This window comes from Amycolatopsis vancoresmycina, assembly GCF_000716785.1.
Taxonomy (GTDB): domain Bacteria; phylum Actinomycetota; class Actinomycetes; order Mycobacteriales; family Pseudonocardiaceae; genus Amycolatopsis; species Amycolatopsis vancoresmycina.
Map to the genome: position 1 here is coordinate 85797 of NZ_JNYY01000009.1, position 13545 is coordinate 99341.

The 13545-nt window shown below is 72.2% G+C and carries 10 protein-coding genes; 7 read left to right on the plus strand and 3 right to left on the minus strand.

The features are described 5' to 3' along the window. The first annotated feature begins 82 nt into the window (after positions 1–82). The 6 genes from OO60_RS22955 (at position 83) to OO60_RS22980 (ending at position 10202) form a co-directional block, all read left to right on the plus strand. Positions 83–649: a GNAT family N-acetyltransferase gene (locus OO60_RS22955; protein ID WP_004563067.1), complete on the plus strand. Its 567-nt coding sequence runs from the start codon at positions 83–85 to the stop codon at positions 647–649. Between the two features lie 140 nt (positions 650–789). Further along, positions 790–1476: a hypothetical protein gene (locus tag OO60_RS22960; RefSeq protein WP_033262136.1), complete on the plus strand. Its 687-nt coding sequence runs from the start codon at positions 790–792 to the stop codon at positions 1474–1476. 243 nt (positions 1477–1719) lie between these two features. After that, positions 1720–3294, plus strand: coding sequence for a DNA polymerase Y family protein (locus OO60_RS22965; protein ID WP_209441394.1), 1575 nt, complete (start codon positions 1720–1722; stop codon positions 3292–3294). Between the two features lie 62 nt (positions 3295–3356). Then, positions 3357–4586 (plus strand): HNH endonuclease signature motif containing protein, encoded by a 1230-nt coding sequence (locus tag OO60_RS22970; protein ID WP_003060591.1) that lies wholly within the window; start codon positions 3357–3359, stop codon positions 4584–4586. Between the two features lie 174 nt (positions 4587–4760). Beyond that, positions 4761–8087 carry an error-prone DNA polymerase gene (locus OO60_RS22975; protein WP_003060588.1) on the plus strand — a complete coding sequence of 1109 codons (3327 nt, stop codon included), beginning with the start codon at positions 4761–4763 and terminating at the stop codon, positions 8085–8087. A gap of 81 nt (positions 8088–8168) precedes the next feature. After that, on the plus strand, positions 8169–10202 hold the full coding sequence (locus OO60_RS22980) for a cellulose binding domain-containing protein (RefSeq protein ID WP_240490593.1): 2034 nt from the start codon (positions 8169–8171) through the stop codon (positions 10200–10202). Here the strand turns inward: OO60_RS22980 and OO60_RS22985 are convergent. Continuing rightward, positions 10199–10600, minus strand: coding sequence for an SRPBCC family protein (locus OO60_RS22985; RefSeq protein WP_003060584.1), 402 nt, complete (start codon positions 10598–10600; stop codon positions 10199–10201). The two genes, OO60_RS22980 and OO60_RS22985, sit on opposite strands and share 4 nt — an antisense overlap. 53 nt (positions 10601–10653) lie before the next feature. Between OO60_RS22985 and OO60_RS22990 the strand changes: the two genes are divergently transcribed. Beyond that, positions 10654–11070: a MarR family winged helix-turn-helix transcriptional regulator gene (locus OO60_RS22990; protein ID WP_003060582.1), complete on the plus strand. Its 417-nt coding sequence runs from the start codon at positions 10654–10656 to the stop codon at positions 11068–11070. 510 nt (positions 11071–11580) lie between these two features. Here the strand turns inward: OO60_RS22990 and OO60_RS22995 are convergent. Continuing rightward, a complete protein-coding gene (locus OO60_RS22995; protein WP_003060579.1) occupies positions 11581–12438 on the minus strand; it encodes an LLM class flavin-dependent oxidoreductase in 858 nt (285 codons plus the stop codon). Beyond that, complete coding sequence (locus OO60_RS23000; protein WP_003060576.1) at positions 12435–13457, minus strand: aldo/keto reductase; 1023 nt, start codon at positions 13455–13457, stop codon at positions 12435–12437. Before OO60_RS23000 ends, OO60_RS22995 begins: the two co-directional genes overlap by 4 nt. Positions 13458–13545 lie beyond the last annotated feature (88 nt).

Consider the following 13545-nt stretch of genomic DNA (forward strand, 5'->3'; position numbering starts at 1 on the left):
CGCGGCGGGCCGCACCGGCACCGGTGCGGCCCGCTTCCCTGTCACGACCCGCGGCACAGGTCGGTGCGGCAGAATCCCGCGGATGACGCATACCGTCAGCCCCCTCGACGCCTCGACGTGGGCGGCGTTCGCGGAGCTCGTCGAGCGCAACAACGGCATCTTCGGCGGCTGCTGGTGCCTCGGGTTCCACCCGGAACGCGCACAGCGCGGCCCGGCGCGCCGCACGATCAAGGAGGACCGCGTCCGCACGGGTGGCGCACACGCGGCGCTGGTGCTGGACGCCGACGGCGTCGCCCAGGGCTGGTGCCAGTACGGCAGCCCCGCCGAGCTGCCCGGCATCAAGCACCGGCGGGCGTACGACAAGGCCTCGCCGCCCCGGCCGGACTGGCGGATCACGTGCGTCTTCGTCGACCGGAAGCACCGGGGGCACGGCATCGCCCGGATGGCGCTGGCGGGCGCGCTGGCACAGATCGCGCAGGCCGGCGGCGGGCTCGTCGAGGCGGTCTCCGAGGCGACGGCGGGCCGCACCGCGCCGGCCCGGTTCCTGTTCAGCGCGACGGTCGAGCTGTTCGAGGAGCACGGGTTCACGCGCGGCCGGCAGCTGGGCGAGCACGCGTGGATCGTGAGCCGGACGATTTCGCCAGGGTGAGGTCCGCCCGTCCGGCTTGACAGCGGGGGCGCTCGTCTCGCAGTATGCGAACAAGTGTTCGATAAGTGTTCTGGGTTCGCCTGTGGCTTCCTCACGCGGGTGTCTCCGGTGCGAGTACGTGGTGCTGGAGGTGGGCGGTGGTGGCGGTGCCGGAGGCGCTGGCCGGGCTCACGGCCATTCCCGGGGTCGGCACGGCCGCGCAGCTGCGCGAGCCGTCCGCGGACGCGGAGCTGCTGGCGGTACTGCCCCCGCTGGCGGCCCTGCTGCCCGGCGGCGGCCTGCGCAGGGGAAGCACGATCGCGGTGCGCGGAGCAACATCCCTGGTACTGGCCCTCCTGGCGGCGGCCACCCGCGACGGCTCCTGGGCGGCGGTGACGGGCCTGCCGGAACTGGGCCTGGCCGCGGCGGCGGAACTCGGCGTCGACCTGGAGCGGATCGCCCTGGTCCCGGACCCGGGAGCGGAGCTGGTGCCGGTGGTCTCGGCCCTGGTGGACGGCTTCGACGTGGTGGTACTGGGGCCGGCCCGCAACATGCCTCCGGAGACGGCCCGCCGCCTGGCGGGCCGGGTCCGCAACCGCGGCACGGTGCTGCTGGCGGTGGGCCACTGGCCGGGCGCGGACGTGGAGCTGAGCGTGTCAGGCCGCCGCTGGCACGGCCTCACCCAGGACGGCCACGGCCACTTGAGAAGCCGCGACGTGGTGGCAACAAGCCGCGGCCGCGGCGCAGCGGCCCGCCCCCGGACAGTCCCGCTGCAGCTCCCGGCCCCAGAGGGCACGGTGGCAGACGCCACCCGCCCAGAACGCCGCCTGGTCGAGGTAGCCGGATGAGCCACCCCACCCGCCCTGGCCAGAACCACCACGCGACTTGCCCCTCCAGTCACGCGTGTCGCCTCTCCAATCACGCGAGATGCCCCTCCAATCACGCGAGTTGCGCCTCCGGTCACGCGAGTTGCGCCTTCAATCACGCGAGATTCGCCTCCAGTCACGCGAGATCCGCTCCCAATCACGCGTGCCGCCCCTCGCCGCGATCGTGCGCTCGGCCGGAGCGTCCGGTGAGCGCGGCACCGTGGAATGACTGACGCGCCACGGCTGCTCGTCCTGTGGTGTCCCGATTGGCCGGTCGTCGCCGCCGGGGCCGCGGCCGGTACGCCGCCCACAGCGCCCGCTGCCGTCTTCTCCGCCAACCGCGTCGTCGCCTGCTCCGCTTCCGCGCGGCGCAGCGGCGTCGGGCGCGGCATGCGGCGGCGGGATGCACAGTCGCGGTGCCCGGAACTCGTGGTGCACCAGCACGATCCCGATCGTGATGCCCGGCTCTTCGAACCCGTCGCCGCCGCGGTCGAGGCGCAGGCCGTCGGTGTCGAGGTGGTGCGGCCCGGCGTCGTCGCCGTGCCCGTCGACGGTGCCGCCGGCTACTTCGGCGGGGAAGCCGCCCTCGCCGAGCTGCTCATCGACGAGGTCGCCGCCCGGGCCGGGGTCGAGTGCCAGGTCGGGGTCGCCGACGGGCTGTTCGCCGCGACCCTCGCCGCCCGCCGGTCCGCCCTCGTCGCGCGCGGCCGGACGGCGGAGTTCCTCGCCCCGCTGCCGACCACCGAACTGAACCAGCCCAGCGACGACCGCGGCGAGCTCGTCGACCTGCTCAAGCGGCTCGGCCTGCGCACCCTCGGCGCGTTCGCCGCGCTGGCCGAACGCGACATCGCCGGCCGTTTCCCGAAGGACGCCGTCGTCGCCCACCGCCTCGCCCGCGGCCTCTCCGAACGTCCGCCGCTGCGGCGCGCCCTGCCGCCAGACCTGTCTGTCACCGAGACGTTCGAGACGCCGCTGGCGAGGGTCGACGAAGCCGCCTTCGTCGCGAAGACGCTCGGCGAACGCTTCTTCGCGGGGCTGGCGAACCACGGCTTCGCCTGTACGCGACTGGCAATCGTCGCCGTGACCGAAGCCGGCGAAGAACGCGTACGCGTCTGGCGCTGCGCGGAACCCCTCACCGCCCGCTCGACGGCGGACCGCGTGCGGTGGCAGTGCGAAGGCTGGCTGACCGCCCGCGACCGGCCCACGGCGGGCATCGTCCGGCTGCGCCTCGACCCCGAAGAGGTGGTCGGCGGGCAGGCGTTGCAGCTGCAGCTGGGCTCGGTGGGCCGCGACGCCGACGCCGCCGAGCGCGCCGCCCGCGCCCTGGTGCGGATCCAGGGCCTGCTGGGCCCGGACGCGGTGGTCACCCCGCTGCTGGACGGCGGCCGCGGCCCGGCCGAACGCGTCCGCCTGATCCCGTGGGGCGAGCCGCGCCGCCCGCTGGCCGCCGACCGCCCGTGGCCGGGCCGGCTGCCGGCCCCCTCGCCGACGGTCGTCCCCCGCCGCCCGGTCCCGGCAGAGGTCCTCGACGCGGTCGGCGACGTGGTCCGCTGCACCACCCGCGGCGAGCTCGGCTACCCACCATCGACGGTCGCCGTGGACGGCGGCCCGCCCCGCCGCGTCCTCGGTTCGGCGGGACCATGGGTGGTCCACCCGGCCCTGCCCACCCGCCGCGGCGAGCGACCTTCGGCGCGGGTACAGGTGGTCCTGGAGGGCGACGCCGACGGCGATATTGCCCTACTGCTAACGGCTTTGCTCGGAAATAATCCACAGTGGACAGTGGAGGGCTGTTACGACTAGGAGCTCGATGATCACCTTTTCGAGTGATGAACTTGTGTTCGGATGCTCGATAGTCTGGGTGCATGTCCGACAACGTGACTCTTTCGCCCGAGGCGGTGGTGCTGGCCGACCGCATCGGTGAGCTGCTCGCGACCATGCGGGCGGCGGAGGCTTCGCTGGGTGCTGTGCTGGTGGAGATCGAGCAGCGGGGTGTGCGGGAGCTGTTCGGGTACCGTTCGGTGGTTCGTTTGCTGGAGCAGCTGGGCGATATGCCACGCTCGGCGGCGGCGCGGGTGGTGAAACGGGCCCGGGCGCTCAACCCGGGCCGCGATCCCGACGGCGGGGTGGTTCCTGCGCTGGCGCCCGCAACCGCGGTAGCGGCTCGGGCAGGTCGGCTGAGCAATCCGATGATCGACGTGATCGTGGATGCCTTGACCGATATCCCGCCCGAGCGCCGGGATGTGGTCGAGGCTCATTTGCTGTCGTTTACGGGGGAGGCGGGGTACAGGCAGGTCGCCTTGGCGGCGCGGGTTCTGGAGCCCGGTCCGGTGGAGCGGGCGGTTCCGGCTCGGGAGTTGTCATTACGACGGAAGAGAACTGGGGTGTGGGAGTTGCATGGCCGGTTTGACGACGAGACCGGCACCCGCGCCAGTGCCCTGCTGGATGCCCTGGCCCAGCGCCGCCCCGCCGACGACGGCGGCGCCGACTCGCGCTCCCCGCGGGAGCGTTACGGTGATGCCTTCTCCGACGCGGTCGACCTGGCGTCGAACTCCCCGGACCTGCCGGCGCAGGCCGGGAAGCGGGCGCCTGCTCACCGGTCGCGACCTCGACGGGTGACTGTCCCGATCTCCGGCATCGACCTGGAAACCGAGGCCGGGCAGACGACCTCGGGGGATGGCGGCCGCGTCTCGGACGCGGAGGCACGAATCCCCGCCGGGGACAGCGAGACCGTTCCCGCGGCGCCGGGCGAGAACAGTGATCCCCTCGACCTGGACTGTCTGCGCCGCCTGATCTCCGCCGGGCTCCGCCGTTCCCTGGAGCGGCGCGACCGTGGCTGCGCGTTCCCCGGTTGCCGTCGCCCACCCCGGGACTGTCACGGTCATCACGTGGAGCACGGGACTGAGGGTGGCTCCGCGGATCTGGGCACCGTGGTGTTGCTGTGTGCCTATCACCATCGGTTGCTGCATCGCTCGGGGTGGGAGGTCCGCATCGCCTCAGATGGTCTCCCGGAGTTCCTGCCGCCGCGTTTCCTCGGCAAACAGCGAAAACCCCGGCGCAACAACGTCCACCAACCACTGCCCTTCGCAGCCTGAAACGATAAACGCCCGCAGCTCCAACGGCTCCGCGCAGCCTGTGACGGACGCGACTTCACACCGTCCACAGTTGACACCGGACGCGTCCCGCCGCAGGATCGGACCGCGGTATTCGTCCGCGTGTTCGAACAGTAGTCGCTGGCTTCCCCACAGCGAAATCGGTGGGAGCTGGCCTTGGCGTTCAACAATCCGCGCGTTCCGTGGTCCGAAGTGGAGCGGATCGCTTCCGGGCGCCCGCCCGTGCCCGGGGACGGCAACGATGCCCCGGCGTGGTCGCGCAAACGCGAAGGGTATCCCGGGGCACCGGCCGATCTCGCAGACCGGCGGGCCCGGGACGACGGCGGGGACCGGATCCGTGCCCCCTACGCCGAGCTGCACGTCCACTCCAACTTCAGCTTCCTCGACGGCGCGAGTCCCCCCGAGACGCTGGTCGAGGAGGCCGCGCGGCTCGAGCTCGACGCGCTCGTCCTCACCGACCACGACGGCCTGTACGGCGCCGTGCGGTTCAACGATGCCGCGCGGGCCCTCGGGGTGCGGGTCGGGTTCGGGGCCGAACTCTCACTCGGGCTGCCCGGTCCGCAGGCCGGCATGCCCGACCCGGCCGGTTCGCACCTGCTCGTGATCGCGCGGCAGCAGACCGGCTACCACCGGTTGTGCCGGGTCATCTCCCGGGCCCAGCTCGCCAGCGGGGAGAAGGGCCGGCCGGTCTACGACTTCGACGAGCTCGCCGACGAACTCGCCGGGCACGTCGTCGTCCTGACCGGGTGCCGCAAGGGGGCCGTCCGGCAAGCGCTCGCCCAGCGGGGGCCGGCCGCCGCGCACGCCGAACTCGCCCGGCTCGTGGACCGGTTCGGGCGGTCGCACGTCGCCGTCGAGCTGATCGACCACCGGCAGCCGCGGGACCACGCTGCCAACGACCTGCTCGACGCGCTGGCCGAGGACCTCCGGCTGCCCACCGTCGTGTCCAACAACGTGCACTACGCGCGCCCGGACGACGCTGTCGTGGCTGCCGCGGTCGCCGCCGTCCGGGCCCGGCGGCCGGCCGAGGAGCTCGACGGGTGGCGGCCGCCGTCGGGGCAGGCGTTTCTGCGGTCCGGGATGGAACAGCGGCGCCTCTTCGAACGCCGCTATCCCGGTGCCGTCGGGCGGGCCGCCGTGCTGGGCGTCGAAGTCGCGTTCGACCTCAACCTCGTCGCGCCGGACCTGCCGCCGTTCCCCGTCCCCGCCGGGCACGACGAAATGTCCTTCCTCACCGAGCTGACCTGGTGCGGCGCGGCGAAGCGCTACGGGCCGCGTGAAGAGAACCCGAAGGCCTACGCCCAGCTCGACCACGAACTCGCCGTCATCGAAAAGCTCGGTTTCCCCGGCTACTTCCTGGTCGTCTGGGACATCGTCCGGTTCTGCCGGGAAGCGGACATCCTCTGCCAGGGCCGCGGCTCGGCGGCGAACTCCGCGGTCTGCTACGCGCTGGAGATCTGCCACGCCGACCCGGTCAAGTGGAACCTGCTGTTCGAGCGGTTCCTCGCGCCGGAGCGGGACGGGCCGCCGGACATCGACGTCGACATCGAGTCCGGCCGCCGCGAGGAAGCCATCCAGTACGTCTACGACAAACACGGCCGGTTCCACGCTGCGCAGGTCGCCAACGTCATCACCTACCGGGCGCCGTCGGCGATCCGCGACGCCGCCAAAGCCCTCGGCCACAGCCCCGGGCAGCAGGACGCCTACAGCAAGCTCGTGGACCGCTGGGGTGGGGTCGCCGCAACCAGGCAGCAAGCCGGGGGAGCGATTCCGGACGACGTTCTCGACCTGGCCGCGCGGATCGAGGACTTCCCGCGCCACCTCGGTATCCACTCCGGCGGCATGGTCATCTCGAAACAGCCGGTGTCCGAAGTCGTCCCGGTCGAGTGGGCGACCATGGCCGACCGCAGCGTGCTGCAGTGGGACAAGGACGACTGCGCCACCGTCGGGCTGGTCAAGTTCGACCTGCTCGGCCTCGGCATGCTCTCCGCGCTGCACCACATGCTCGACCTTGTCGCCGAACACCACGACACGACCGTCGACATCGGGAAACTCGACCTGGCCGACCCGGCGGTCTACGACATGCTCTGCGCCGCCGACGCCGTCGGGGTGTTCCAAGTGGAGTCCCGCGCCCAGCTCGCCACGCTGCCGCGGCTGCGGCCGCGAGAGTTCTACGACCTCGTCGTCGAGGTCGCGCTGATCCGGCCCGGCCCCATCCAGGGCGGCTCGGTGCACCCCTACATCCGGCGCCGCCGCGGCGACGAGGAATGGGAACACGCGCACCCGCGGCTGGCCGCGTCACTGGACCGCACCCTCGGCGTGCCGCTGTTCCAGGAACAGGTGATGCAGATGGCCGTCGACGTCGCGAGCTTCACCCCGGCCGAGGCCGACCAGCTCCGCCGCGCCATGGGCGCCAAGCGGTCCAGCACGAAGATGAAGGCCCTGATGGCGCGGTTCTTCGCCGGCTGCGCTGCCAACGGGCTCGACCGCGAGCTCGCCACCCGGATCTTCGAGCAGATCCACGCCTTCTCCGGCTACGGCTTCCCCGAGGCGCACTCGATGTCCTTCGCGCTGCTGGTGTACGCATCCGCGTGGTTCAAGCACTACTACCCGGCCGCGTTCTGCGCCGGGCTGCTGAGCGCCCAGCCGATGGGCTTCTACAGCCCGCAGACGCTGGTCGCCGACGCGCGCCGGCACGGTGTCCACATCCGCGAGCCCGATATCAACACGAGCCTCGTCCACGCCACCCTCGAACCGGACGAGAGCAGCACCGGCGGGGTTGCGCTGCGGCTCGGCCTCGCCGGCGTCCGCCACCTCGGCGAGGACGTCGCCGAGGAGATCGTCGCCGAACGCGACGCCCACGGCCCCTACACCAGCATCGGTGACCTGACTCGTCGCGTGCGGCTGAAGAAGAACGCCGCCGAGGCGCTCGCCACGGCGGGGGCGTTCGGCGGGTTCGGCGGCGATCGGCGGCAGGACCTCTGGGCCGCCGGCGCGGCCGCGGCCACCCGGCCCGGTCACCTGCCCGGCCTCGCCCCGGGGCTCGACGCGCCCGCACTGCCCGGGATGACGCGGCTGGAGGTGACGGCCGCGGACCTGTGGGCCACCAGCGTGTCCCCGGACAGTCACCCCGTCGAATACCTGCGCGAGCTCCTGGGCAAGCGCGGCGCGATCACCGTCGCCGAGCTCATGCGGACCGAGGACGGGGCGCGTGTGTGGGTCGGCGGCGCGGTCACCCACCGGCAGCGGCCGGCGACGGCCGGCGGGATCACGTTCCTGAACCTCGAAGACGAGACCGGGATGGCCAACGTCGTCGTCTCCCAGGGACTGTGGCACCGGCAGCGCCTGATCGCCCGCGCCAGTGCCGCGCTGCTCGTGCGCGGGCGGGTGCAAGCCGCCGAAGGGGTCGTCACGCTCGTTGCCGATCGCCTCGAAAACCTCGAACTCCCGATGCGGAACGGGCCCTCACGCGACTTCCGTTGACTTCGGGCCCCCTCGGTGGTTCTCTCGCTGAGAGCGCTCCCAGTCATCCGTTCGTGCCCGACGAAGTGAGGATGGACTTCCATGACAGCTCGACGTCTGCGCTGGGCAGCGTGGCCGGTGATCGCCGTGCTCGTCGCGGCGAGCACGGCGGCCGGTACCGCCGGGGCGGCGACCGCGCCCGCGGCGACGGTCACCGTCAACGCCCGAGCCGGGCTGGCCACCGTGCCGGACACCGGGATCGGCATCAACCACGCGGTGTGGGACAGCCAGCTGGGGACCGACGTGGTGGCCGACCTCTTCGGCGCGGCCGGGGTTCGCACCATGCGCTACCCCGGCGGCTCCTACGGCGACATCTACCACTGGAAGGACAACACCGCGCCGGGTGGTTACGTGGCGCCCAACACCGATTTCGACACGTTCATGGGCGGCGTCAGAAAAGCCGGCGCCCAGCCGATCATCATCGCCAACTACGGCACCGGGACGCCCGAAGAGGCCGCGGACTGGGTGCGGTACGCCAACGTGACGAAGGGCTACGGCGTCAAGTACTGGGAAATCGGCAACGAGCTCTACGGGAACGGCCACTACGGCGCGAACTGGGAAGCCGACAACCACGCGGACAAAAGCCCCACGGCGTACGCCAACGGCGTCGTCGCCTACGCCGACGCGATGAAGGCGGTCGATCCGGGCGTCAAGATCGGTGCCGTGCTGACGACCCCGGCTAACTGGCCGGACGGCATCGTCGGCTCCGGTGACACCGCCACCTGGAACCAGACCGTGCTGTCGATCGCGGGCCCGCACATCGACTTCGTCATCCTGCACTGGTACCCCAGCGGTTCGACGGCGGCGGAAGCCCTCGCGAAGCCGGAGCAGGTCAACGACATGATCTACCTGGCCCGCGAGCAGATCACCCGGTACGCGGGCGCGAACGCCGGGCGCATCGGCATCTCGATGACCGAAACGAACACCCCGGTCGGCATGGACACCCAGCCCGGCGCGCTGTTCGCCGCCGACACCTACAGCTCGCTGCTGGAGAACGGCGTGTTCACCGTCGACTGGTGGGACACGCACAACGGCGGCACGAAACTGTCCACCGTGGCCGGTTATCCGGACTACGGCGACTCCGGCCTGCTCTCCAGCGCCACCTGCCTCGAGGGCGGCGCCTGCGAGCCCGCGCTGAACACGCCGTTCGCGCCCTACTACGGCTTGAAGATGCTGAGCACGTTCGCGCACCCCGGCGACCAGTACGTCCGGGCGGGCGCGGACGACCCGCTCGTCGGCGCGCACGCCGTCCGGCGGCCGAACGGCGACCTCGCCGTGCTGCTGCTCAACAAGGATCCCGACCAGGCCAGGACGGTGACGCTGGACTACGCGGGCTACACACCGGCGGCCGGTGCGCCGCAGGTGTTCACCTTCACCAACGGCGCCACGGCTGTTTCGAGTTCGACGACCGGGACGAGCACGTCCCAGACACTGCCGCCGTACTCGCTGACCACCGTGGTGCTGCACCCGGCGGCCGCCGCGTCCGGCGGACCCGGCACGCCCGGGCAGCCGACCGGGACGGCGACCGACCGCACCGCGACGATCAGCTGGCCCGCCGCCGCGGCCGGCGCCCACCCGATCGCGAAGTACGAGGTGTACCGCCAGGTCGGCGCGGTCAGCGAACAGTGGGGCGAGACCACCGGCACGTCGCTCGACGTCGGGAACCTCGTGCCGGGCAGCCGGTACACGGTCAACGTCCTGGCGCGCGACACAGCGGGCAACCTGTCCGCGGCCTCCCCGCCGCTGACGCTCACCACCGGCGCACCGGCGGCGAGCAGTTGCACGGTCCGGATGACCGACGTCACCGACTGGGCGAGCGGCTTCGTCGGCGGCATCCACGTCACCGGCAGCGGGGTGGTGGGGGACTGGACGCTGACGTTCGGCTGGCCCACCGCGCGACAGCGGCTCACCGGCGGCTGGAACGGCACGTGGGCGCAGAACGGGACGACGGTGACGGTTTCGTCGTCGGCACCGCCGGCGTCGGGGGTGGACGTCGGGTTCACCGCCGACTACAGCGGCCCGAACATCCTGCCGTCGGCGTTCACCCTCAACGGGGTCGTCTGCGCGGCGGGTTAGCGTGCCGATTCGACGCGTTCGCGCACGGTCCGCAGTTCCTCGCCGACGACCGCCATCTGGGCGTCCACGGCCGAAGGGTCGGTGTCCTCGGGGAAGAACAGGCTGAAGATCAGCTCGGCGCCGGTCAGGTTCGGGACCGCGCGGGTGAACAGGCCCACGGTGGGTGCGTCGGCGCTGACGACGTCGACCACACCGTGGGCCGCCGCGACGCGCACCGCCACGCGCCGCGGGCCCCCGTCGGTGTGGACGCGCCAGATGTCGTCGTGGTCGTGGTCCACCGCGGTGGCGAACCCCGGTGCCCATTCGGGCAGGTGGCGCGGGTCGGCGAGGTATTCGACGACCCGCGCCGGCGGGGCGGCGATGGAGATGGTGCGGGTTTCGGCTCGTCCCAGTGTCATGGGCGAAACGATACGCACCTGCGTACGATCTGTCCACGCGTAAAATCCTGCCGGTGAACGAGGACGACGATCTCGGAGCCCTCTGCGCCGGAGCGGGCCGCGCCCTGGCCGAAGCCGAACGGCCGGTGCTGGAGCGGCACGGGCTCTCGATGTGGCAATACGTGGTGCTGTCGGCACTGGCCCCCGGGGCGGCGCCGAGCCAGCTGGTGCTGGCGCAGCAGATCCGCTACGACAAGACCCGCTTGATCGCGCTCCTCGACGCCCTCGAAGCTGCAGGCCTGGTGGCCCGGGAACCCGACCCGGCCGACCGCCGCGCGAGAGTAGTCCGCCTGACTCCGGAAGGCGCCCGACGCCACGCGGCGGTCCGGGCGGCGATCCGCGAGGTGGAGGACAGCAAGCTCGCCGGCCTGCCGCCGGAAACCCGGCGGCAGCTGCGATCGGCCCTGGCCCACCTGGCGAACGCGGACTGACCGCACCGGCCCCGCCGCCGGCCGCCAACCGGTCGCCGGTCGCCGGTCGCCCGGAACTGTCGGAGCTGCCCGGTACGCTGGAAACCGGGGGCCGGAGGCCCACCCAGCTCGCCGCCCCACCAGCCGGAGCGATCATCGCCACCGGCCTCGCGCTCGGCGGATCGACTCACCCGCGGCCCGCCGCGGTCACCGCCGCCGAGCTTTACGCCTGGCGGCTCGGCCCCCGGGACCCGCCGCAGCGCCCGGTGCAGTCATTGCCACGGGCTTCGCGATTGGCGAGGCGGTTCGCCCGGGGCTCACTGCATCGTCCGGTGCGGCCGTTGCCGCCGGGCTTCGTGGTTGGCGGGTCGGCTCGGCGGGGCCGCCGACCGGCGGTGTGGTCATCGCGACCGGGCTTCACGCCTGGCGGGTTGGCTCACCGGGGTCCACCGCGCCGCCCGGCACGGTCATTGCCGCTAAGCCTGGCGGATCGACTCACCCAGGCCCCACCGCGGTCATCACCACCGAACCTCACACCCGGCGGATCACCTCATCCGCCACCCACTGCGCCACCTCCTCGGGATACGGACTCGCCAGCCCGAGCACGAAATGCCCGAACCCCGCCTCCGCCGCCTCGGCGATCTTGCCGCGCGTCACCCCCGGCCGCTCGTAATCCACCGGCAGGTAGATCGATCGCACGATCTCCGCCGGATTGCGGCCGATCTCCTCGCAGTACCTGTCCAGCAACCGGCTGCGTCCGGCGAGGTCCGTGATGTCGCCGCCGCCCGGGATGTTCCACAGGTTCGCGTGCTCTGCCACCACTCGCAGCGTTGCGCTTGCGCGGCCGCCGATCATGATCGGGGGGTGTGGTTGCTGTACCGGGTGGGGATTGCCGACTGCTCCCGTCAGGCGCACGTGTGCGCCCTCGAAGTCGAACGGCTCTGATGATGTCCACAAGCGGCGGATCACCGTGCACGCCTCGGCCAGGGCCGCCACCGCGTCGTCCTGGCTGTGGTACGGGAGGCCGTGGCCGTCGTACTCGCGGCGGGCCAGTGGGTGGCTCGGGCGGGACCCTGCGCCGATGCCGAAGTCGAGGCGGCCGCCCGACACTATGTCGACCGTTGTTGCGATCTTCGCCAGCACGGCCGGTGGGCGGAAGCGGTTGCTGGTGACCAAAAGCCCGATGCGCATCCGTGACGTCTGGGCCGCCAGGGCCGCCAGCAGCGTCCAGCCCTCGAAGATCGGGCCGTCCGGGTCGCCGGCGATCGGCATCAGGTGGTCGAACAGCCACGCGTGCTCGATCTCCGGCACCTTGTCGGCCTCTCGCCAGACGCGCCGGACCTCGTCGTACCCCACCTGCATCGGTGCGGTCATGATGCCGAAGCTCATCGGCGCCGCCGCAGCGCCGGGTCGAGCAGGGACGGCGGGGTGTCGAACTTCTCGTCCGGGGCCAGGTCGGTGCCCGGCGCGACGATGGTGTCGATCTCGTCGAGGACGTCGGCGGGCAGCACCGTGTCGGCGGCCGCCAGTTGGGAGGTCAAATGATCCGGTGTCCGCGGGCCGATGAGCGCGCTCGTCACGCCGGGGTGCGCGGTGACGAAACCGAGCGCGAGCTGGATCAGCGTCAGGTCCGCCTGCTCGGCGAGCTTCGCGAGCTTCTCGACGGCGTCGAGGCGGGCCCGGTTGGCCGGGACGTCGAGGTCGAAGCGCTGCGGCAAGGCCGTCGCCCGGTTGGTGGCGATCTCGCGGCCCGCGCGGACCGCGCCCGACAGCCAGCCCGAAGCCAGCGGGCTCCACGCCAGCACACCCATCCCGTACTCCTCGGTCACCGGCAGCACGTGGGCTTCGATGCCGCGCTGCAGGATCGAGTAGCTGGGCTGCTCGGTTACGTACCGGCCGAGGCGGTGTTCGCGCGCGGCCCACTGCGCCTGCACGATCCGGTACGCGGGGAAGGTCGACGAGCCGAAGTACCGGATCTTGCCCGCGCGCTGCAGGTCGGTCAGCGCGGAAAGCGCTTCCTCGTCGCTCGTCGCGGGGTCCCAGCGGTGGACCTGGTACAGGTCGACGTGGTCGACGTCGAGGCGGCGCAGGCTGTCGTCGAGCGCGCGGACCAGCCAGCGGCGCGAGTTGCCGCGGTGGTTGCGCTCCTCGCCCATCGGCATGGTCGCCTTCGTGGCCAGCACGAGGTCGTCGCGGCGGCCGGCGATCGCGCGGCCGACGATCACCTCCGACTCGCCCTGGCCGTACATGTCGGCGGTGTCGATGAGGTTGATGCCGCCGTCGAGGGCGGCGTCGACGATGGCGGTGGCCTCGTCTTGGGTGACGCGCCCGATCGCGCCGAAGTTCATCGCGCCGAGCGCGAGCGTGCTGACCTGGACGCCGGTGCGGCCCAAGGTGCGGTACTGCATGGGGAGTGCCTCCGTGGCATCATGAGCAAACGGAACGTTGCTCCGCTAACGATACGGAACACTGTTCCGCTTAGCAACCCCGGGAGGA

Excerpts from the sequence above, each read along its gene's own strand:
- OO60_RS22955 (WP_004563067.1), top strand. The coding sequence starts at position 83 with ATGACGCATACCGTCAGCCCCCTCGACGCCTCGACGTGGGCGGCGTTC.
- OO60_RS22965 (WP_209441394.1), top strand. The coding sequence starts at position 1,720 with ATGACTGACGCGCCACGGCTGCTCGTCCTGTGGTGTCCCGATTGGCCG.
- OO60_RS22970 (WP_003060591.1), top strand. The coding sequence starts at position 3,357 with ATGTCCGACAACGTGACTCTTTCGCCCGAGGCGGTGGTGCTGGCCGAC.
- OO60_RS22980 (WP_240490593.1), top strand. The coding sequence starts at position 8,169 with ATGACAGCTCGACGTCTGCGCTGGGCAGCGTGGCCGGTGATCGCCGTG.
- OO60_RS22985 (WP_003060584.1), bottom strand. The coding sequence starts at position 10,600 with ATGACACTGGGACGAGCCGAAACCCGCACCATCTCCATCGCCGCCCCG.
- OO60_RS22995 (WP_003060579.1), bottom strand. The coding sequence starts at position 12,438 with ATGAGCTTCGGCATCATGACCGCACCGATGCAGGTGGGGTACGACGAG.
- OO60_RS23000 (WP_003060576.1), bottom strand. The coding sequence starts at position 13,457 with ATGCAGTACCGCACCTTGGGCCGCACCGGCGTCCAGGTCAGCACGCTC.